Source organism: Alistipes sp. HGB5, assembly GCF_000183485.2.
Taxonomy (GTDB): domain Bacteria; phylum Bacteroidota; class Bacteroidia; order Bacteroidales; family Rikenellaceae; genus Alistipes; species Alistipes finegoldii.
The window spans coordinates 1-20,766 of record NZ_AENZ01000078.1 but is presented as its reverse complement, the minus strand read 5'-3'; the positions used below and the strand labels follow the sequence as shown (position 1 = coordinate 20,766).

General features: G+C 60.3%; 15 protein-coding genes and 1 tRNA gene. 6 read left to right on the top strand and 10 right to left on the bottom strand.

The features are described 5' to 3' along the window. Window positions 1–24: 24 nt before the first annotated feature. From HMPREF9720_RS13645 to mazG, 4 genes are all read right to left on the bottom strand, one after another. Window positions 25–786 carry a LytR/AlgR family response regulator transcription factor gene (locus HMPREF9720_RS13645; RefSeq protein ID WP_009598997.1) on the bottom strand — a complete coding sequence of 254 codons (762 nt, stop codon included), beginning with the start codon at window positions 784–786 and terminating at the stop codon, window positions 25–27. Next, on the bottom strand, window positions 783–2,090 hold the full coding sequence (locus HMPREF9720_RS13640) for a sensor histidine kinase (RefSeq protein ID WP_009598958.1): 1,308 nt from the start codon (window positions 2,088–2,090) through the stop codon (window positions 783–785). The genes HMPREF9720_RS13645 and HMPREF9720_RS13640 overlap by 4 nt, the downstream gene beginning before the upstream one ends. Before the next feature lie 7 nt (window positions 2,091–2,097). After that, window positions 2,098–2,631 carry a gamma carbonic anhydrase family protein gene (locus tag HMPREF9720_RS13635; protein ID WP_014776507.1) on the bottom strand — a complete coding sequence of 178 codons (534 nt, stop codon included), beginning with the start codon at window positions 2,629–2,631 and terminating at the stop codon, window positions 2,098–2,100. A gap of 131 nt (window positions 2,632–2,762) precedes the next feature. Then, window positions 2,763–3,572, bottom strand: a complete 810-nt coding sequence (gene mazG, locus HMPREF9720_RS13630) for a nucleoside triphosphate pyrophosphohydrolase (RefSeq protein ID WP_009598948.1) — start codon at window positions 3,570–3,572, stop codon at window positions 2,763–2,765. Between the two features lie 151 nt (window positions 3,573–3,723). Between mazG and HMPREF9720_RS13625 the strand changes: the two genes are divergently transcribed. Next, entirely contained in the window at window positions 3,724–5,880 is a 2,157-nt protein-coding gene (locus HMPREF9720_RS13625) for a beta-N-acetylhexosaminidase (protein ID WP_039940795.1), read from the top strand. Between the two features lie 135 nt (window positions 5,881–6,015). Here HMPREF9720_RS13625 and HMPREF9720_RS13620 read toward each other — a convergent pair whose 3' ends face one another. After that, window positions 6,016–6,657: a lysoplasmalogenase gene (locus HMPREF9720_RS13620; RefSeq protein ID WP_009598955.1), complete on the bottom strand. Its 642-nt coding sequence runs from the start codon at window positions 6,655–6,657 to the stop codon at window positions 6,016–6,018. Window positions 6,658–6,786: 129 nt separating this feature from the next. Then, entirely contained in the window at window positions 6,787–9,252 is a 2,466-nt protein-coding gene (gene pheT / locus HMPREF9720_RS13615; RefSeq protein ID WP_009598974.1) for a phenylalanine--tRNA ligase subunit beta, read from the bottom strand. A gap of 523 nt (window positions 9,253–9,775) precedes the next feature. Here pheT and HMPREF9720_RS13610 point away from each other — a divergent pair. Continuing rightward, the gene (locus HMPREF9720_RS13610; RefSeq protein WP_009598969.1) at window positions 9,776–11,137 is read left to right on the top strand and encodes a TrpB-like pyridoxal phosphate-dependent enzyme; all 1,362 of its coding nucleotides are present in this window, start codon (window positions 9,776–9,778) and stop codon (window positions 11,135–11,137) included. Window positions 11,138–11,284: 147 nt separating this feature from the next. On the opposite strand, the gene HMPREF9720_RS13605 is transcribed toward HMPREF9720_RS13610, so the two are convergent. The 3 genes from HMPREF9720_RS13605 to HMPREF9720_RS13595 all read right to left on the bottom strand — a co-directional run bounded on the left by HMPREF9720_RS13605 (window position 11,285) and on the right by HMPREF9720_RS13595 (window position 14,339). Then, entirely contained in the window at window positions 11,285–12,184 is a 900-nt protein-coding gene (locus tag HMPREF9720_RS13605) for an EamA family transporter (protein WP_009598988.1), read from the bottom strand. Window positions 12,185–12,256: 72 nt separating this feature from the next. Beyond that, on the bottom strand, window positions 12,257–13,417 hold the full coding sequence (gene lysA / locus HMPREF9720_RS13600; RefSeq protein WP_009598953.1) for a diaminopimelate decarboxylase: 1,161 nt from the start codon (window positions 13,415–13,417) through the stop codon (window positions 12,257–12,259). Window positions 13,418–13,466: 49 nt separating this feature from the next. Continuing rightward, window positions 13,467–14,339, bottom strand: coding sequence for a UbiA-like polyprenyltransferase (locus tag HMPREF9720_RS13595; RefSeq protein ID WP_009598957.1), 873 nt, complete (start codon window positions 14,337–14,339; stop codon window positions 13,467–13,469). Window positions 14,340–14,552: 213 nt separating this feature from the next. Here HMPREF9720_RS13595 and lepA point away from each other — a divergent pair, with 213 nt between their 5' ends. The 3 genes from lepA (at window position 14,553) to HMPREF9720_RS13580 (ending at window position 18,400) form a co-directional block, all read left to right on the top strand. Further along, window positions 14,553–16,343, top strand: a complete 1,791-nt coding sequence (gene lepA, locus HMPREF9720_RS13590; protein ID WP_014776518.1) for a translation elongation factor 4 — start codon at window positions 14,553–14,555, stop codon at window positions 16,341–16,343. A gap of 11 nt (window positions 16,344–16,354) precedes the next feature. Next, complete coding sequence (locus tag HMPREF9720_RS13585) at window positions 16,355–18,262, top strand: AMP-dependent synthetase/ligase (RefSeq protein ID WP_009599001.1); 1,908 nt, start codon at window positions 16,355–16,357, stop codon at window positions 18,260–18,262. Window positions 18,263–18,328: 66 nt separating this feature from the next. Beyond that, window positions 18,329–18,400, top strand: a tRNA-Gly gene (locus HMPREF9720_RS13580). Between the two features lie 114 nt (window positions 18,401–18,514). Here the strand turns inward: HMPREF9720_RS13580 and HMPREF9720_RS13575 are convergent. Continuing rightward, window positions 18,515–18,799, bottom strand: coding sequence for a hypothetical protein (locus HMPREF9720_RS13575; RefSeq protein WP_009598964.1), 285 nt, complete (start codon window positions 18,797–18,799; stop codon window positions 18,515–18,517). A gap of 917 nt (window positions 18,800–19,716) precedes the next feature. On the opposite strand from HMPREF9720_RS13575, the gene HMPREF9720_RS13565 reads away from it, so the two are divergent. Then, window positions 19,717–20,688: a site-specific integrase gene (locus HMPREF9720_RS13565; RefSeq protein WP_009598960.1), complete on the top strand. Its 972-nt coding sequence runs from the start codon at window positions 19,717–19,719 to the stop codon at window positions 20,686–20,688. The last annotated feature ends 78 nt before the right edge of the window (window positions 20,689–20,766 follow it).

Below are 20,766 nucleotides of genomic sequence, written 5' to 3'. Positions count from 1 at the left end.
CGCCCGAAGCTCAGGGTCAAACGCCTATTCGGCGGGTTGAACGGACGTGAGCCACGCCTTGAATTCGGGGACGCGGGCCTTGGAAATGACGATGCGCTCAGGAGTTTCGAGCACGAGACTCAGCGAAAGACGGCTGCCGAACCACACGGCGATCTCCTTCACGGCGCGGCGCGCCACGATGAACTGGCGGTTGGCGCGGAAGAAATCGGCTTCGGGCAGGACGGCCTGCAGCGCTTCGAGCGTCTTGTCGAGCGGATAGGACGCCCCGGCGAAGGTATAGGCCGTCACCTTCTCGTTGCAGGTATAGCAGAATGCGATATCCTCGCGTTTGAGCGGAATGATCTTGTCGCGGACATGCACCAGAAAGGTCTGCTCGCGGCGCGCCGCGGCCAGCGTGCGCACGCGCGAACCGTAATCGCTGCGCTCGCCCTTGGACAGCCGCATGAGCTTGCCGAGCGCCCGCTGCACGTCGGCCGCATTGAGCGGCTTGAGCAGGTAGTCGATGCTGTTCACCTTGAAGGCCTCCAGCGCATAGCGGTCGTAGGCCGTCGTGAAGATCACCGGCGCCGTGACCTCCACGGCGTCGAATATGCGGAACGAATCGCCGTCGGCCAGATGGATGTCCATGAACAGCAGGTCGGGCTGGGGGTTGGCGCGCAGCCAATCGACGCTCTCCTCGACGCTTTCGAGCGTATCGACGACACGGATGTCGGGAGCCGCCTGTTTCAGAATGGCTTTCAGGTTCAGCGCGGCGGCGGTTTCGTCCTCTATGATCAGTGCTTTCATCCTGCAAGGGGGGTATGCAGCGGCATCCGCACGACGAACTCCTTGTCGGTGTCGATGATTTCGATGTCGCGGCCGGTTATCAGGTGCCAGCGGTTGCGCAGGTTCTCCAGTCCGATGCCGGTCGAAGGTTCGGGTTCGAGCTTCGGCACCTTGGGATTGGAGACCACCAGCCAGCCGTTCTCGGTGCGGATCGAAATATGGAACGGCTTGCTGCGGGTTATGGTATTGTGCTTGACGGCATTGCCGATCAGCGGCTGCAGCGAGAGCGCCGGAAGCGTCCACGTGCGGTACTTCTCCTCGATGTCGATGTCGAAGAAGAGCTTGTCGGCATAGCGTATCTTGAAGAGGTAGCTGTACGCCTCGACGAATTTCAGCTCCTCGTCGAGCGTCATCAGCGTACTCTGTCCGTTCTGGATGATGTAGCGGAACGTATAGGAGAGCTGGTCGATGTAGGTCAGCGCCTTCTCGTCGTGCTTCTCGCGCACGAGCATCGCCAGCGAATTGAGCGAATTGAAGAAGAAGTGGGGGTTGATCTGTCCCACGAGCATGTTGTAGCGGGTCGTGAGGTTCTCGTTCTTGAGCCGCTCGTTCTCCATGACGACGGCCTGCTGCTTCGAATTGAGCACGTAGACCCAGCCGTAGAGCATCGACACCGCCACGGCGAACGAACACTTCAGCAGCAGCATGTAGTCGAAAATATGGTCGCCCATGCAGTTCAGCATGATGCGTCCCGAACGCCACTCCGTGACCGGCGCGACCATATACAGCGCGGCGGCGGCCAGCACGCACCATATGCAGTGGCGCACGAAGCGGCCCGGCGTGTACCTGCGGCGGACGGAGGTGAGGATCGAAAGCATGATGAACGAAACGACCAGATAATAGAAGAGCTGCAGCGCGAGTTCCGTCGTTTTCGAAGGCCGGTTGAAAAGCGTGCTGTAATCGAACTCCTCGCCGTTGCGCATGCGCAGTTCGGTCATCACCGGATGCGCCCCGTGACGGCGCGGCGCGGCCAGATTCGCCACCAGACGGTCGCCGTCCTTCAGGTTCATCCGGTAGATGCGCTGCATCATCACATAGACGCTGTCGCCGTTCTCGTAGACGATGTAGCCGTGGCCGTCGGGACTTACCCGCAGCGTTCCTTCCTCGCCGCGCGCAATGACGCTCGCCTTGGCCGGACGCGGCTGTCCGTCGCTCTTCTGATCGACGATCAGCAGCAGCACGTAGGAGAAATTGACGACCAGACTGACGGCCAGCGCCACCAGCAGATTGAGAATCAGGTCGGAATATTTCGGTTGCAGCCCCATCCGCCGTTTACTCCTCCTCTTTGAACCACGACGCATAGAGCATGTAGTCGCGGGCCGTGCGGCGGATGATCTCCTCGCGCTGCTGGGGCGTCACCTCCTTGACCTTCTTGGCCGGCACGCCCGCATACACCGAATTGGGTTCCAGCTGGGCGTTGGAGAGCACCAGCGCGTTGGCCGCGATGATGCAGCCCGACGGAACCACGGCGTTGTCCAGCAGGGTAGCGCCCATGCCGATCAGGCAGTTGTCGCCGATGCGCGCACCGTGAATGACAGCGTTGTGGCCCACCGACACGTCGCTGCCGATAATGGTCTGCGACGGATGCGGCGAGCCGTCGTAAAGCGTGTGCAGCACCACGCCGTCCTGAATATTCGTGCGGTCGCCGATGACGATTTTGTTCACGTCGCCGCGCAATACGGCGTTGTACCAGATCGAACAGTCGCGGCCGATGGTCACATCGCCCAGAATGACGGCCGTCTCGGCCAGAAACGTATTTTCACCGATTGCGGGCGTATGTCCCCGCACCTTTTTAATCAAAGCCATAAGTTTATATGCTATTAAATGTCACTTCGCTTTTGTATCGTCTCCGCGTGTCCGAGGGCGGACATTCACGGCAAAGCCGTGTTTTCAGGTCTGACCCTCCCCTAAATCCCCTCCTCGGAGGGGACTTGGCATTAGTGCGGACACATGCTGTTAAATGTCTCTTCGTGTTTGGCCTCCTGCCAGTACTCCTCCATCTTTTCGAGCGGAAGCTCGTGGAGCGTATGTCCTTCGGCGGCAGCCTTTTCCTCCATGTAATTGAAGCGGCGGATGAACTTCTTGTTCGTACGTTCCAGCGCCGATTCGGGGTCGATGCCGTAGAGCCGCGACGCATTGACCAGCGCGAAGAACAGGTCGCCGAATTCGCCTTCGAGCTTCTCCCGGCTGCCGGGGGCTTCCGAACGCATCTCGGCTTCGACCTCCGCGATCTCCTCCTTCACCTTGTCCCACACATCCTCGCGCCGCTGCCAGTCGAAACCCGTCGCGGCGGCTTTCTCGCCCACGCGGAAAGCCTTGACCATGGCCGGAAGCGAGCGGGGTACGCCGCCCAGCGTGCCGCTCTTGCGGTTTTTCTTGCGGAGTTTCAGGGCTTCCCAGTTCTCCTTGACCGCGTCGGGCGTATTGGCGTGAATATCGCCGTAGACATGCGGATGACGGTATATCAGCTTGTCGCACAGGGCATCGGCGACCTCGCCGAAATCGAAGGCTCCCGCCTCCTCGCCCAGCTTGGAGTAGAACACCACATGCAGCAGCAGGTCGCCCAGCTCCTCCTTGATGCCCTCCATATTGTGGTCGGTGATGGCGTCGGCCAGCTCGTACGTCTCCTCGATGGTATTGCTCCGCAGCGAATCGAAAGTCTGCTCGCGGTCCCACGGACACTCGCGGCGCAGCGTATTCATCACTTCGAGCAAACGGGCCGTAGCCTCCAGTCGTTTATCTTCCATGCTCAGTTACAGTTTACGGCAATGGCTGTTCGGGAAGCGGAGTCGGCCGATCTGCCTGAGCGCGCCCGTCCATGCCGGAATTTATTTTCAGCAAAGGTAGCAATTCGGCGGAAAAAAAGTAACTTTGTCCGAAACAAAATTCCGTACCGCCATGAAACTGCGATACCTGCTGCCCCTCGCAGGTGTGCTCTGCACCTTCCTCACGGCACATGCCCAGCCGTCGCCGGCCCGTCAGGCTTTCTACGAGGGCGCCTGCCGCATCAGCCCCCGGACGATGCTCTGTTACGAAACGCCGCTGGCGCCGCTGGCCGCCTACCTGCGCGAATATATCAACGTCGAAACGGCCAGCGACAGTATGTCGGCCGACGACGCGATCGTGCTTTCGACCGATCCGACGCTGGGCGGCGAAGCCTTCCGCCTGACGGTGCTCCCGCAGCGGATCGAAATCGCGGGCGGTTCGTACGGCGGCGTATTCAACGGCGTGCAGGCCCTGTTCAGGCTGCTGCCCGCCGAAATATACGCCAAGAACTGTCCGCTTCCGGTCGAAATCGCCTGCACGAAGGTCGAGGACGCGCCGCGCTTTCCGTACCGCGGTATGATGCTGGACGTGGCCCGCACGTGGATCGACGCAGCTGGAGTGAAGCGTTATATAGACTTGCTTTCCTATCATGGAATCAACAAATTGCATCTTCATCTTTCAGACGACGAAGGGTGGCGTATCGAAATCAGATCGCATCCCGAACTGACCGAAATCGGCGGCTTCCGCGGCGGCGATTCGCCCGTGCGTCCGGTTTACGGCAAGTGGGACGAGAAGTACGGCGGGTATTATACGCAGGACGAGATGCGCGGCCTGATCCGCTATGCGGCGGCGCGCAACATCGAGATCATCCCCGAAATCGACCTGCCGGGGCACAGCCGCAACATCGCGTCGGTGCATCCCGAAATACGCTGCAACTATCCGCCCGACACGGTTTCGACCAACGGTTACGACTACCGTTCGGCGTGGTGCGTGGCCCGCGAAGAGAACTACGCGTTGCTGGCCGACATTCTCGGCGAGTTATGCGCGCTGTTTCCCTCGGAGTACATACACGTCGGCGGCGACGAGGTGGACATGACCCAGTGGAACCGCTGCCCCGACTGTCAGGCGCTGATGAGCCGGCGGGGCATGACCGATCCGCACCGATTGGAAGACCTCTTCATGGAGCGCATGGCGGCGATTCTCGCGGCCAACGGCAAGCGTCCCGGCGTGTGGAACGAAGCCGTGACCACGGGCGGCCTCTCGCGCGAATGTCTCGTATACGGCTGGCAGAGCGTCAAGGCGTGTCTCGACGCCACGGCGAAAGGCTACAAGACCGTGGTGATGCCGGGCGAATACTTCTATTTCGACATGCGGCAGACGCCGCAGGAGGAGGGGCACGACTGGGCGGCGGTCTTCGACGCCAAAAAGGTCTTCGGATTCGACTTTACGGAAAAGGGCTTCAGCGATGAACAGATGCGCAACGTCGTCGGCCTGCAGGGGACGTTCTTCAGCGAAGCCTACGTTTCGCACGAGCCCGAAAAGCCCGACTATCTGGACTACATGTGTTTTCCGCGCATCTGCGCGCTCGCCCGCATAGCTTGGCGCGGCAACTGCGAGGGGTGGGACGCCTATTACAGGGAGCTGACCGACCATTACGACCGCATGGCGGCCATGGGCATCCGCTTCCGGCTTTTCCCGCCCAAGGTAAGCTACAAGGAGGGCGCCTTCACCGTCGTGGCGGACGACGGCTCGGAAATCTTCTACCTCGAAGGCGATTCGCCCGAAGAGCATCGGTACACCGGCCCCGTCAAAACCGAAAAACCGCATCTCTACCGCTTCCTGACGCGCTACAAGACGGGACGCAGTCCCTATGCGGCCGACAAATCCTACTACAGGACCCTTGCGCCCGCCGTGACGATCACCACCTCGATGGGCGAAAGCACGCAGTTCCCCTACACGAACGCCTCGGCCTACAAGGGACTTGCGCGCACGCGCCGCGCCTGCCGTCAGCAGGACTGGATACTCTACACCTATGAACAGCCGGTGAAGTGCCGCGAAATGTTTTTGCAGACGGGAAACCGCCAGCTGCCCAAAACCATTATAACCACCGGTTATGCAGAGGTGTCGTACGACGGCACGACATACGAACGCGCGGGCGATCTGGAAAAGGGCAGTATAACTTTAAAGCCCGGCCGGCCGGTGAAAGCCGTACGCATCGTCTCGACCTGCGACGACAACGGCACGCCCTACGTCACGATCCAGCCGCCGCAGATAAAGCCGGTACTGTAAGACGGAGCGAAAAAGCGACTATGACACGGAAGGAGCCGCCTTGGCGGAGACAACTAACGCGAACAGTGTGCCTCCGGCCTAAATAAGCGATGACAATATCGCACTACAATACCGCTCGGCATTTCAACGGCCGCATCAATGCGGAGAGTCGGAAAGAGTCGCCGCTCTGACGGCAAAGAGGTAGAAGAGGTATTGCGCGGCATAATAGGTAATCATCACGACACAGGTCCGGCAGGGAACGGGCGCGACGAAGCGTCCCCATGCGATCACGGAGTCGGAAAAGACAAACAACAGGGCCGCAAGGCGGAACCATGCGGCATACGCTCCGCGGTACTGAAGCGCGCTGTACAGCATGCCCGCGATGACGAGTCCGTAGACGGCGACGCCCGCGCGTTCGGCCGGATCGGCGGCGCGGGGAACGATGCAGACGAACAGAAACAGCAGCAGGGCCGTCAGAACCGGCCAGACAAAAGGCCGGGGCGCAAGTTGCGCCTGCGGCAAGAAGTAGCACATGTAGGCTCCGTGCGCCAAAGCGAAAAACAGCATCTGCGGAATGAACATCCCCCCGGCGCCCGCCGCATCGCCAACGGCCGACAACAAGAGCGCCGCGCCGACCGGAATCAGCGGTTTCAGCCGGAGATAAAAGAGCGACAGCGACAGCAGCAGGACCGGATAAGCGACCTTATACGGAATCACCGCCGCCTTGGTAAAGAACAGCGCGGCGCCGGCTGCGAAAAACAGCGTGGTCAGGCAGAGCGTTCGGGAGGTTCGTTGCATGGTTTCGGTAAAAAAGCCGCCTGTTCGTAACGTACAGGCGGCTTCGATTTATGGTCAATAAGCTCGTCGGCATGACCGTGGCGGGCGTGTGCCCGCATCGAGATGCGACGAGCGGCATTCGGATTGGGATCAACCGCGGACCTGAGCTCCGCACCGCTGTTCGAACTGCGCGGTGAGGTTCTTCATCGCCTTTTCGATCGTCTTCTCGTCGAGCGTGCGGGTCTTGTCTTCGAGGATGAAGCTCAGGGCGTAGGATTTCTTGCCTTCGGGAAGTTTGTCGCCCTCGTAGACGTCGAACAGCGAAACGCTCTTGAGCAGTTTGCGCTCAGTGGCGAACGCCACGTCGCGCAGCGCAGAGAAGGTCACCTGCTTGTCGATCAGAAGGGCCAAGTCGCGTTTCACTTCGGGGAACTTCGAAAGCTCCTCGGCCGCAATCTTATGCTTGCGGGTCGATTTCACGAGCGCGTCGAAATTCATCTCCAGATAGTAAACATCCTGCTTGACATCGAGTCGACGGCGGATTTTAGCACTTACCGTGCCGATCTGCAGCAGCTCCTTGCCGCCAAGCGACATCGAGAGCGCCTCGCCGAAGAGGTCGTTTTGCAGCGTCTCAGTCCGGAGCGCATAAATGTCGATGCCGAAGCGGCGCAGAAGTTTCTCGGCCACGGCGCGCAGTGTGAAGAACGACGCGGCCTGCGGCCGGGCGTTCCACGACGCAGGCTCGGCCACGCCCGTCACGGCGATCGCCAGACGGTACTCCTCGGAGTAGGCCGCGAGGCGGTTCTCCTCCGAGCGTTTCGACTCGTCGTAGAAATAGCAGTTGCCGAACTCGTAGAGTTTCAGGTCGCCGTTCTTGCGATTGGCGTTGAGCTGCACGGCTTCGAGCATGTTAAACAGCAGCGTCTGGCGCATCACGTTCAGGTCGGCGCTCAGCGGATTGAGGATGCGCACGCAGTTTTCGGGCTTGTAGGACTCCAGCCCCTCGTAGTAGGCCGCCTTGGTCAGCGAGTTGGACATGATCTCGGTGAAGCCGTTGGAGGTCAGGAAATCGGCCGCGAGATTCATCAGCTTGCTGCGGTCGGGCTTCGGCGCATAGGAGAGCGTCGAACGGACGCGCGAGGGAATCTCGACATTGTTGTAGCCATAGATGCGGAGGATATCCTCGACGAGGTCGGCTTCGCGCTGCACGTCCACGCGGTAGGGCGGCACGGCGACGCTCAGCACACCCTCTTTCTCGGCGAGAATCTTCACTTCCAGCGCGGCGAGGATCGTGCGGACCGTATCTTCGGGAATCTTCTTGCCGATCAGCGAGTCGATGCGGGCGAAGGAGATGTCGAATTTGAAGTCTTCGACAGGAGTGGGATAGATGTCGGTAATGTCGCTCGAAATCTCGCCCCCGGCCAGCTCCTTCATCAGCAGGGCGGCGCGCTTGGCGGCATAGACCTGCATGTTGGGATCGACGCCGCGCTCGAAGCGGAACGACGAATCGGTGTTCAGGCCGAAACGCTTGGCCGTCTTGCGCACCCACACGGGATTGAAATAGGCGCTCTCGATAAATACGTCGGTCGTCGTGTCGCCGATGCCCGAATCCAGTCCGCCGAAGACTCCGGCGATGCACATCGGACGCTCGGCCGAGCAGATCATCAGATCGTCGGCCGTCAATTTTCGCTCCACGCCGTCCAACGTCACGAAAGGCGTGCCTTCGGCGCAGGTGCGGACCACGACTTCGCGGCCTTCGATCTTCGCCGCGTCGAACGCGTGCAGGGGCTGCCCCAGCTCGAAGAGCACGAAGTTGGTGATATCGACCAGATTGTTCTTGGGGTTGATGCCCGCGGCGCGCAGGCAGTTCTGCATCCACTCAGGCGAAGGGCCTATCTTGCAGTTCTTCACCGTCACGCCCGCGTAGCGGGGGGCCGCTTCGTGGTTCTCGACGCGGACGGTCACCGGCAGGTCATGGTTGTCGGGAGCGAAGGCCGAGACGTCGGGCATCTTCACTTCGGCGTTCAGGCCCTGACTCCTGAGGTAAGCCGCCAGATCACGCGCCACGCCGATATGCGACGCGGCGTCGACGCGGTTGGGGGTGAGTCCCACCTCGATCAGGTAGTCGTCCTCGATGCCGAGGTATTCTTTGGCCGTCATGCCGACGCGGGCGTCGGCCGGAAGTTCCATAATGCCGTCGTGCGAGGCCCCGATGCCAAGTTCGTCCTCGGCGCAAAGCATGCCGAGCGACTCCACGCCGCGGATCTTGCTGCGTTTGATCTTGAATTCCTCGTCGCCGCCGCCGGGGTAGAGCACCGTGCCGACCGTGGCGCAGAGCACCTTCAGCCCGGCCCGGCAGTTGGGCGCGCCGCAGACGATCTGCAGGGGATCACCGGCGCCGACATCGACCGTCGTGAGGTGCAGGTGGTCCGAATCGGGATGGTCCGTGCAGGTCAGCACCTCGCCGACCACGACGCCGTGAAGCCCGCCCTTTACGGTCTCGATCTTCTCGAAACCCTCGACTTCGAGTCCGATGTCGGTCAGTATCCGTGCGATTTCTTCGGCCGGAAGATCGGTGTCGAGATAGCGTTTAAGCCAGTTATACGAAATATTCATAATTAAAAGCTTTAATGTTCCTCTTGCAGTTCAACATGCCGGACCGCCTTCCCCGCGGCGGAAGGCCGCGTTTGCAGGTCCGGCCGCCCCGGAATCCCCGCCAAGGCGGGGAGTGCCGCCGTCACAGCGTCCGGAACGGCATGCTAAAATCGAACAAAGATACATAAAAATTGTTAATCTCGTCGAGATTGGCGCACTAAATCGCGCCGGCGCTTCCGACCGGCTTTTCGACGGACGGGCACGGAAAAGGGGAGGACGCCATATATGTAGGTATCGAAAATATCCGCCGAAAAATTTGGATTTAAGGATCGGACCCGCTATATTTGCCGAAAAGAATATGATTCGCAATTTCAACATACAGGCTTGGTGGTGGCGCTCGTTGACTCTCGTGGACAATGAGTGCGGCTCCGTGCGTGTATAGTTGAAACCTGATACCAGCCACAAGCCCGTTGTTTACGAGAGAGTAAACAGCGGGCTTTTTCTTTTGCACTTTCACAAAACAAACGGAAAAATAAAAAAGAGTATGAAAACGAAAAAATTCTGCCTGACCGAGAATCAGATGCCCGCGCAATGGTATAACATCGTAGCCGACATGCCCAACAAACCGCTGCCCCCGCTGCATCCCGCGACCAAGCAGCCCGTAACCAAAGAGCAGATGAGCGCCATTTTCGCCGAAGAGCTGATCGATCAGGAGATGTCCGCGGAGCGGTTCATTGACATTCCCGAAGAGGTGCAGGAGATTTACAAAATATGGAGACCCACGCCGCTCGTGCGGGCTACGGGGCTGGAGAAGGCGCTCGGCACGCCCGCGAAAATCTATTTCAAGAACGAGAGCGTCTCGCCGGCCGGATCGCACAAGCCCAACACCGCCGTGCCGCAGGCCTACTACAACTACAAGCAGGGCATCCGCCGCCTGACCACCGAGACGGGCGCGGGGCAGTGGGGCGCAGCGATCGCATTCGCGGCCAAGCATTTCGGCATAGACCTGCAGGTTTACATGGTCAAGGTCAGCTATGAGCAGAAACCCTACCGGCGGCTGATGATGAACACTTGGGGCGCCGAGTGCATCGCATCGCCCAGCACGCTCACGGCATCGGGCCGTGCGGCGCTTGAACGCGACCCGAACTGTTCGGGAAGCCTCGGACTGGCCATTTCGGAGGCAATCGAAGTGGCGCTGCAACACCCCGAAGATACGCGGTACTGTCTGGGAAGCGTGCTGAACCACGTCATCCTGCATCAGACCGTGATCGGACAGGAAGCCGTGGCGCAGATGGAGATGGCCGACGCCGAGCCTGACGTGGTGATCGGATGCTTCGGCGGCGGCAGCAACTTCGCGGGACTGGGATTCCCGTTCCTGCGCAAGAACCTCACGGAAGGCAAAAAAATCCGGATCGTGGCGGTCGAGCCGTCGAGCTGCCCGAAACTCACGCGCGGCAGTTTCCAATACGACTTCGGCGACGTGGCGGGATTCACGCCCCTGCTGCCGATGTATACGCTGGGGCACGATTTCCAGCCGTCGGACATCCACGCGGGCGGACTGCGTTACCACGGCGCGGGGTCGATCGTCAGCCAACTGCTCAAAGACGGACTCGTCGAAGCGCAGTCGCTGCCGCAGACCGAGACCCTCGCCGCAGGCATTCTCTTCGCCAAGACCGAGGGCATCATCCCGGCGCCGGAATCGACGCACGCCATCGCCGCGGCCATCCGCGAAGCCATGCAGGCCAAAGAGGAGGGGACGCCCAAGACGATTCTGTTCAACCTCTCAGGCAACGGCGTGATCGACCTCTACGCCTACGAACAGTATCTGGCGGGAGCGCTGAAAGATTATGCGCCGGGGGATGCGGAAATCGCAAAGACGGTCAGCCGGCTGGAGCAGCTGATATGACCGGGACCGACGATACCGCAAATAAAAAAAGACAGCCCGCAATGGGTTGTCTTTTTATTTTGACACCGGCGGTTTCGGGACCGGAAGCCGGTCTGCGCCCAAACGGAAAGGTGTGCATGCAAATCCCGCGCTTCGACACGGTCGTCATTACCTCGACCCCAGCCAGAGGAAGAACATGCCGGCGAGGATAAAGGCCAGATCGAAGGCTTTGGAGCGGAGGTTGTGCTCGCGGAACAGCACTGCCCCGCACAGGAAAGAGACGACGACCGAACTGCGGCGGACCATCGACACGACGGAGACCATGGCGTCGGGCTGGTGCAAGGCGTAGAAATAGGCGAAATCGGCCAGCACGAGGAAGAACGAGATCAGCGGAATGGCCCAAGTCCAGTGGAACGGGGTGGTCGTCCGGCGGCGCGGCCACCAGAGGATGCCGACGACGACCGACATCAGGCCGAACAGATAGAGGTTGCACCAGCCCTGCACGAAGACCGGGTCGAGGCGCGCCATGATATATTTGTCGTACAGTCCGCTTACGACGGCGGCCAGAGCCGCCACCGCGATACAGAGTATCCAGACGTTGTGACGGAAATCGACCCCTTCGCGGCGGCTCGAACGGCTCAGCAGGAAGAGCGAGAGGAGGGTCAGCACGACGCCGGTCCACTGGCAGGCGTTGAGCCGCTCGCCGAAGATGAGCATGGCGCCGACAAGCACCATGACGGGGCGCGTGGCATTGATCGGACCGACGATGGTAATCGGCAGGTGCTTCATGGCGAAATAGCCGAAAATCCACGAAGTGAGGACGATGACCGCTTTAAACAGCACCAGTCCGTGCGCCCGGAGCGTGCCCGAAGAGGCGGCCAGTATCGTGCCGTCGAACCACCCGAAGCCGCACTCGGCCGAGACGATCATCGGCAGCAGGAAAAGCGCCGAGAAGAGGGTGTTGAGCAACAGCACCGGAAGCACCGCATTCCCCGTGAGGGATTGCTTCTTGGCCGCATCGTAAAAGCCCAGCAGCGCGGCGGAGGTGAAGGCGAGGGTCAGCCACATAATGCGAATTCGGCGGATTGACGTCCGGTTCGGTTCGGGAGCGTTCGGCGGTTCGGGTTACAGACGGCCCGTCTACCGGATTTCGTCGCTGTAAACCGCGCCCGGAAGGTCGTGGAGGTTGTAGCGCGACGCCATCGACATGCCGTAGGCCCCGGCCGACTTGAGGGTCAGCAGATCGCCGCGGCGGGTCTTGCGAAGCGTGACGTTTTCGTCGAATACGTCGGTCGATTCGCAGGCCGTGCCGACGATGGTGTACTTTTCGCGCACCTCGTCTTCCGAGGTGATGTTTTCGATGTTGTGGTACGAACCGTAGAGCGCAGGGCGGATCAGCTCGGTCATGCTGGCATCGACGATCACCAGCTTGCGGCCCGTGGCGGTGGTCTTGTTGAAAAGCACCGTCGTAATCAGCTCGCCGCACTCGGCGACGATCGAACGGCCGAACTCGAAATGCACTTCGCGGTCGCCGACGGCGAGGTGGTTGTGCACGATCGAGAAGAGCGACGCGAAGTTGGGAATAGGCTCGTTCTCAGGCACGTCGTAATTGACGCCCAAGCCGCCGCCGACATCGACGAAGCGGAACGAGAAGCCCAGCTTTTCGAGGTTCTCGACGATGACGTTCACCTTGTTGCACATGTTCTCGAACACATGCAGCTCGCGGATCTGCGAACCGATATGCAGGTGGATGCCTACGATATTGATATGCTTGAGCGACTTGATCTCCTTGGCATGCTCAAGCACCTCTTCATATGAAATGCCGAACTTACTGTCGGCCTGACCGGTATCGATGCAGTGATTGGTCTTGGGGTCGATGTCGGGGTTGATGCGCAGCGCCACGTCGGTCTTCTTGCCGGCCTCGCCCGCAAGCCGGTCCACGAGCTCCAGCTCCTCGATCGATTCGCAGTTGATCGCCATGATCTCCTGCCCGATGGCGTAACGCAGCTCCTTGTCGCGCTTGCCGATGCCGGCGTAAACGATGCCCTTGGGATCGAATCCGGCTTCGACGGCCTTGCGCAGCTCGTTGCCGCTCGCGCAGTCGATGCCCAGCCCGTATTCACGGATAATAGCCAGCAGATGGTCGTCGTAGTTGGCTTTGATGGCGTAATGCACCTTGTAGCCGTACTTTTTGGACTCGTAGACGACGCTTTCGAGGGTCTGGCGCAACAGCGCCGTATCATAGAGATAGAAGGGGGTTTCGTAGCCCCGAAGCTTTTGTGCGATTTGTCTGCTCAGCATTTTATCCTAACTTTTACCTGATTGAAGTTGCAAATATAAGCTATTTGGTTTATTTGAGCAAATCCGCGATTATTCCGGCGGCCAGCGTGAGGCTCGCAAGGCCGTTGAGCGTGCCGAAAGCGATGCCGATATTGCGCTGGCGCGAGGGCGTCACGAGCAGGTGTTCGAGCACCAGCAGGCCCGTGAAAATCCCGGCTCCGGTCCAGAACCACGCCGAACCGGGGCAGCAGGAGGCGAACCACAACAGGGCGGCGACGCTCACGGCGTGCAGACCGCAGCTCAACGCCAGCGCCGTGCGGGCCGAAAAGCGCGCGGGAATGGAGTGCAGGCCCCTTTCGCGGTCGAAGGCGGCGTCCTGCAGGGCGTAGATGATGTCGAAGCCGCCGCACCACGTCATCACCAGCAGCGAGAGGATGCAGGGTTCGAGGGCGATACGCCCCGTGACGGCGATATAGGCCCCAACGGGCGCGATGCCGAGCGAAAGCCCCAGCACCAGATGGGCCAGCGCGGTAAAGCGTTTGCAGTAGCTGTAAAACAGGATGATGAACAGCGCCACGGGTGACAGCAGGGCCGTCAGCAGGTTGATCGTCGAAGCGGCGGCGATGAACAGCAGGGCATTGACCGCCACGAAGCGGAGGGCATGCCGGGCCGGAATCACGCCGGCGGGGATTTCGCGGCCCGCGGTGCGGGGATTTTCGGCATCGATGCGACGGTCGGCCCAGCGGTTGAAGCCCATGGCCGTATTGCGGGCGAAGACCATGCAGAGCAGGACCTGCACCGCGCGCGTGAGCCACCACGCCGCGTCGTGCGCCCCGGCAGGCAGCGTCGCATAGGCGTAGACGAAGCCGACGGCGGCGAAAGGCATGGCGAAGATCGTATGGGCGAACTTCACCAGCGAAAGGTATTTCGATACGGTATTCATGCGGAAACGATGTTTGCGGCTGCAAAGATAGCGAAAGCCGAGGGCAATCGCAAAAGGGATCGCTGATTGCCGGGACGGGCCGGAAAAGCGGGACGGTACCGGCGCGACGAAAGGGGAAAATCAGGATCGCACGATTTTCCGGCGGGGCAGGGCGGACGCATCCCCGGAAATCCAAAATAATTCGTATATTTGCACACATTTTTAGACGAATATATGAAGAACATACGCAATTTTTGCATCATAGCCCACATCGACCACGGCAAGAGCACATTGGCGGACCGTCTGTTGGAAAAAACCAACACCCTGAACCAGCGCGAAATGCAGGCGCAGGTGCTCGACGATATGGACCTCGAACGCGAAAAGGGCATCACCATCAAGAGCCACGCGATCCAGATGGAATACAAGGCCCGCGACGGACAGCTGTATACGCTCAACCTGATCGACACTCCGGGACACGTGGACTTCTCGTACGAAGTTTCGCGCGCCATCGCCTCGTGCGAAGGCGCGCTGCTGGTGGTGGACGCCACGCAGGGCATTCAGGCACAGACCATATCGAACCTCTATCTGGCTGTGGGACACGACCTCGAAATCATCCCCGTACTGAACAAGATCGACATGGACTCGGCCATGATCGACGAGGTCAAGGATCAGGTGATCGACCTGATCGGCTGCAAGGACGAGGACATCCTGCTGGCGTCGGGCAAGACGGGGCTGGGCGTCGAGGAGGTGCTCGAAGCGATCGTACAGCGCATCCCGGCTCCTGAGGGCGACGAGAACGCACCGCTGCAGGCGCTGATCTTCGACTCGGTGTTCAATCCGTTCCGCGGCATCATCGCCTATTACCGCGTCTTCAACGGCCGGATCCGCAAAGGCGAGCACGTGAAGTTCTTCAACACGGGCAGTCAGTACGACGCCGACGAGGTGGGCGTGCTGAAACTCAAGATGCAGCCCCGCGACGAGATCAAGGCCGGAGACGTGGGGTATATCTGCTCAGGCATCAAGACCTCGTCGGACGTGAAGGTCGGCGACACGATTACGACGGTGACGAACCCCGCACGGGAAGCGATCGCCGGATTCGAGGACGTGAAGCCGATGGTCTTCGCGGGCGTCTATCCCGTCGAAGCCGACCAGTACGAAGACCTGCGCGCGTCGCTGGAGAAACTCCAGCTGAACGACGCGTCGCTGACATTCGAGCCGGAGAGTTCGCTGGCGCTGGGATTCGGATTCCGCTGCGGATTCCTCGGACTGCTCCACATGGAGATCATTCAGGAGCGCCTCTACCGCGAATTCGACATGGACGTCATCACGACCGTGCCCAACGTGTCGTACCGCATCACCACGACGCAGGGCGACGTGGTGGAGGTGCACAACCCGTCGGGACTGCCCGAAGTGACCAAGATCGCCAAGATCGAGGAACCCTATATCCTCGCGCAGATCATCACCAAGTCCGAATTTCTGGGCAACGTCATCAAACTCTGCATCGACAAGCGCGGCGTGATGAAAAACCAGACCTTCATCACGCAGGACCGCGTGGAGATCAACTTCGACATGCCCCTTTCGGAGATCGTCTTCGACTTCTACGACAAGCTCAAGAGCATTTCGAAAGGCTATGCGTCGTTCGACTACCACCGCACGGGATACCAGCCGTCGAAACTCGTCAAGCTGGACATCCTGCTCAACGGCGAACCGGTCGATGCGCTTTCGTCGCTCACCTATACGGACCACGCCTACGACTTCGGACGCAAAATGTGCGAGAAACTCAAGGAGCTGATCCCGCGCCAGCAGTTCGACATCGCCATACAGGCCGCCATCGGCGCCAAGATCATCGCCCGCGAGACGGTGAAGGCCGTGCGCAAGGACGTGACGGCCAAGTGCTACGGCGGCGACATCTCGCGCAAGCGCAAGCTGCTCGAAAAACAGAAGAAGGGCAAGAAGCGCATGCGCCAGATCGGCAACGTGGAGGTGCCGCAGTCGGCATTCCTCGCCGTATTGAAAATGGACTAAACGAACCGACCATGAAGAAGACCATCATCGACCTGTTCGAAGGCTCCGTGGAGAAATACGGCGCCAAGACATTCCTGCTGGAGAAGAAACACCGGGCGTTCGAGCCTACGACCTACGCCGAGACCAAGGAGCTGGCCTTGGAGACCGGGGCCGGACTGGCAGCGATCGGGATTCGCCCCAAGGACAAAGTCGCCATACTGGCCGAAGGGTCCAACGCATGGATCGTCTCGGAGCTGGGCATGTTCTACGCCGGGGCGGTCAGCGTGCCGCTGTCGGTCAAGCTCGAAGAGTCGAACGACCTGCTGTTCCGCATGCGCCACGCCGAAGTGAAGGCGCTGTTCGTATCGAAATACCAGCTGCCGAAAATCCGCCGCATACGCACCGAACTACCCGGAGTCAAGCATATCATCGTCATAGGCCACATACCGCTGGAGCCGGGCGAAACCGCGCTGGGAACGCTCCGCAGGCTGGGCCGCGACTACCTGTCGAAGCACCGCGAGGAGTTCCTCGCCATCGGGCGGGGGATCGGGAACGACGACTATGCGACGATCACCTACACGTCGGGCACCACGGCCGATCCCAAGGGCGTCGTGCTGACGCACCGCAACTACACGGCCAACGTCGAGCAGTCGCTCTCGCGCATCGACATTCCGTCGTCGTTCCGGACGCTCATCATACTGCCGCTGGACCACTGCTTCGCGCACGTCGTGGGGTTCTACATCATGATCGCATGCGGCGCCACGGTGGCGACGGTGCAGGTCGGCGCGACGCCGATGGAGACGCTCAAGAACATTCCGCAGAATATCCGCGAAGTGCGCCCGCACTTCCTGCTGTCGGTGCCGGCGCTGGCCAAGAATTTCCGCAAGAACATCGAGGGTTCGATCCGCGCCAAGGGCCGCTTCACGGAGCGGCTGTTCAATCTGGCGCTCCGCACGGCCTACCTATATAATAAGGACGGCTACGGCCGGGGGCAGGGCTGGCGCGTCCTGCTGTGGCCTGCGGTCAGGCTGTTCGACGCCGTGCTGTTCCGCAAGGTGCGCGAAGCCTTCGGCGGAAGCCTGCGCTTCTTCGTAGGCGGGGGCGCGCTGCTCGACGCGGAGCTGCAGCGGTTCTTCTACGCCATCGGCATTCCGATGTTTCAGGGATACGGACTTTCAGAGGCCACGCCCGTCATCTCGACCAATTCGCCCAAATACCACTGGCACCGTTTCGGCTCGTCGGGCAAAATCCTGATTCCGCTCGACCTGAAAATCGTGGACGAAGCGGGCCGGGAGGTGCCGCGCGGGGAAAAGGGCGAAATCGTGATCCGCGGCGAAAACGTAATGGCCGGTTACTGGAAGAATCCCGAAGCTTCGGCCGAGACCGTCCGCGACGGATGGCTGCACACGGGCGACATGGGGTATGTCTCGAAGGACGACTTCCTCTATGTGCTGGGCCGCTTCAAAAGCCTGCTGATCGCTTCGGACGGAGAGAAATACAGTCCCGAAGGAATGGAGGAGGCGATCGTGGACAAATCGCCCTACATCGACCAGATCATCATACACAACAACCAGAGTCCGTTTACGGGCGCCATCGTCGTGCCGAACCGCGAAGCGCTGCGGCGGGAGCTGGACAGCCGCGGGATCGCGGGCGAAAAGCGGGCGGAGACGGCGGCGGAGATCCTCGGCGGCGAAATCGACCGTTACCGGGCCGGCGGCGTATTCGGCGGGGAGTTCCCCGAACGCTGGCTGCCGGCGGGACTGGCCATCGTGGACGAACCGTTCACCGAGCAGAACGGGCTGGTGAACAGCACGATGAAGGTCGTGCGCAACAAGGTGGAAGCGCATTTCGGCGACCGTCTCGATTACCTTTACACGCCCGAAGGCCGCAGTCTCAAAAATGCGAAAAACCTCGCATCGCTGAAAAAAATCGTGGCGTAAAGGTAAATTTACCGCCCCGAAACCTTGAAAAATCGAAAAATGCGGAGTATATTTGTACTCCGAAATGCGGGAGTAGCTCAGTGGTAGAGCATCAGCTTCCCAAGCTGAGGGTCGCGGGTTCGACCCCCGTTTCCCGCTCATAAAGCCCTGCGAAGGAGGGCAAACGTGCAAAAACCTTGTGTATCGACGATACGCAGGGCTTTTCTCGTTCAAATCCGATAACGACAGAAACAAAAAGCGCAAAACGCCCCGTCAGATCAACCGGCCGGACAATTCGCCGAGCCGCTGCGGCAGGGCGCATATTTTCAGCAGGGAGTCGTAACGGGCGAAATCCAGCAGGTCGTGATTACCGATGTCCACGCCGGCTTCGCGGGCTTCGGCGACCAGCTCCAGCAGACGGCGGAACTGCCTGTAGAGGACGGAATTGCTTGTAGAGGACCGCCGCCGCGGTCTACGGATGCGTCTATATCTGCGGCTGACCGGAGACGCGACACGATGAAAACGACCCTCGACGGGGTCGTTTTTTTGTTGCCGCACGTGTCAGGTCATGCAAAAAACGGAGTTTCACCGCAGGCGGATTTTCCCCGGACCGAGCGGAGGGCGAGGAAACGGCATGCGCCGTTCGGGCGAGTCGGCAGGGCAGCGGGTGGCGGGCGGCAAGGCGGCAGGACGGCAAGGTGGCAAGGCAGCGGGCGGCAGGCTACAAGGCAGCGGGCGGCAAGACGGCGGGCGGCAAGACGGCGGGCGGCAAGGCGGCAAAGTAGCAGGACGGCAAAGTGGCAGGGCGGCAAAGTGGCAGGGCGGCAAAGTGGCAGGGCGGCAAGGCGGCAAAGTGGCAGGACGGCAAAGTGGCAGGACGGCAAAGTGGCAGGACGGCAAAGTGGCAGGGCGGCAAGGTGGCAGGACGGCGGTCGGCAGGGCGGCAGAAAAAGAGGGGATTGCGATTTTTTTTGAAAAAAATTAAAAACCATTTTGTCCGAAAATCATATGTCCCCGCATCCCGGAGGCAAGGCCGCGTCATCGCAGCGGACAGATCCGGGGCGCCGCCCACACAAACAAAAAACGGGCGAGACCCATAACGTCCCGCCCGTTTTAGCACCGGGATTCCAACCGCCGGGAGCCGCCGGACAGCGAAAAAGCGCACGGAGAAGCGGCCCGGCATCTGCAAAAGGCCAATGCACAGGTTCTCAATACGCTGTTCGGACACCGGGAAGGGTGCAATATTATCCGCACGGCCGCCGTTAGTAAAATAACAGAAAGCAACTTTTCGATCTTTTTACATTCCGATCATTCTTTCCAAGCGCACAGCCGGACCCGTCCGTGGTCTTTCCCGTTCCCGGAACTGTGCCCGGAGGCCGAGCGGGTCTCCGTTTCCGCAAATCTTCGCAGGCATCGTGCGGCCTTTGATTTGCGGTTTTCTATCTTGTGCACGATTTCACACAAAATTCTATTCTATGACGTATTCACCGGATTCAGTCGGCATGCACCGACACACGTTTACGGGGCGGCCCGCATTCACGGGGCAGCCCCGCAGTAAAACGCCCCCCGATTTCATGTCCTGCTTCGCACTCCACGTCGCCGAGTGCGAACAAACGGGAAGAGACGGTTCCGCCGCAAACTACCTGACGGCATACCGCATGCTCGTCAAATACATGAACGGCCGCAAACTGCTGCCCGAACAATTTACCGCCGAATGGCTCGAACGTTACGAACGATGGCTTCTGGCAAGAGGACTGGGGACAAACAGCGTCGTGTTCCACATGCGCTACCTGCGGGCCGTCTACAACAAGGCCGCGGACAGGGGCAGCTTCATCGCATCCCGCGGCAATCCGTTCTACCGCAGGCATATCAGGCAGGTGGCGACCCGCAAGCGCGCGCTGCCGCGCGAAACGCTCAGGCGGATCAGCGACGCCGACCTGTCAGAACTGCATCCGAAATATGCGCTGGCGCGCGACCTCTTCATGTTCAGCTTCTACACCCGCGGCATGTCGTTCGTGGACATGATCTATCTGCGAAAAAGCGACATCAGCGACGGTGTGCTGACATACAAACGAAAGAAAACCGGCCAGACACTCACGCTGCGCATCGAACCGCCCCTGCAGCGCATCATCGACCGTTACAACGGCGATTCACCTTATATACTGCCCGTGCTCGCCCGCGACGACAGTTACCGCGCCTACCGTCAGCAACAGCGCGAACTGAACAAATTCATCCGGAAGATCGGCGCGATGCTGGAAATTTCCGAACCGCTGACATTCTATGCGGCACGCCATTCATGGGCGACACTGGCACGCGACTGCGGCACGCCGCTGACGGTCATCAGCGCCGGCATGGGACACACCTCCGAACGAACGACGCGCATCTATCTGGCGCAGCTCGATCACGACGTCATCGACAAGGCCAATCGGAAAATCATCAACCTGTAACGATCAGGCCGATTCAGGCAGCGTTCGGATTTTTCTGGTATCAGGAAAAAATTTTGCAGAAGCGAGAAACAAGGCCCA

What these genes read in the sequence shown, in the direction of transcription:
- lysA (WP_009598953.1), bottom strand. Translation starts at nt 13,417, where the DNA reads ATGCTGAGCAGACAAATCGCACAAAAGCTTCGGGGCTACGAAACCCCC.
- HMPREF9720_RS13565 (WP_009598960.1), top strand. Translation starts at nt 19,717, where the DNA reads ATGACGTATTCACCGGATTCAGTCGGCATGCACCGACACACGTTTACG.
- HMPREF9720_RS13585 (WP_009599001.1), top strand. Translation starts at nt 16,355, where the DNA reads ATGAAGAAGACCATCATCGACCTGTTCGAAGGCTCCGTGGAGAAATAC.
- HMPREF9720_RS13605 (WP_009598988.1), bottom strand. Translation starts at nt 12,184, where the DNA reads ATGTGGCTGACCCTCGCCTTCACCTCCGCCGCGCTGCTGGGCTTTTAC.
- HMPREF9720_RS13595 (WP_009598957.1), bottom strand. Translation starts at nt 14,339, where the DNA reads ATGAATACCGTATCGAAATACCTTTCGCTGGTGAAGTTCGCCCATACG.
- HMPREF9720_RS13640 (WP_009598958.1), bottom strand. Translation starts at nt 2,090, where the DNA reads ATGGGGCTGCAACCGAAATATTCCGACCTGATTCTCAATCTGCTGGTG.
- mazG (WP_009598948.1), bottom strand. Translation starts at nt 3,572, where the DNA reads ATGGAAGATAAACGACTGGAGGCTACGGCCCGTTTGCTCGAAGTGATG.
- HMPREF9720_RS13610 (WP_009598969.1), top strand. Translation starts at nt 9,776, where the DNA reads ATGAAAACGAAAAAATTCTGCCTGACCGAGAATCAGATGCCCGCGCAA.
- pheT (WP_009598974.1), bottom strand. Translation starts at nt 9,252, where the DNA reads ATGAATATTTCGTATAACTGGCTTAAACGCTATCTCGACACCGATCTT.
- HMPREF9720_RS13625 (WP_039940795.1), top strand. Translation starts at nt 3,724, where the DNA reads ATGAAACTGCGATACCTGCTGCCCCTCGCAGGTGTGCTCTGCACCTTC.
- HMPREF9720_RS13620 (WP_009598955.1), bottom strand. Translation starts at nt 6,657, where the DNA reads ATGCAACGAACCTCCCGAACGCTCTGCCTGACCACGCTGTTTTTCGCA.
- lepA (WP_014776518.1), top strand. Translation starts at nt 14,553, where the DNA reads ATGAAGAACATACGCAATTTTTGCATCATAGCCCACATCGACCACGGC.
- HMPREF9720_RS13645 (WP_009598997.1), bottom strand. Translation starts at nt 786, where the DNA reads ATGAAAGCACTGATCATAGAGGACGAAACCGCCGCCGCGCTGAACCTG.
- HMPREF9720_RS13635 (WP_014776507.1), bottom strand. Translation starts at nt 2,631, where the DNA reads ATGGCTTTGATTAAAAAGGTGCGGGGACATACGCCCGCAATCGGTGAA.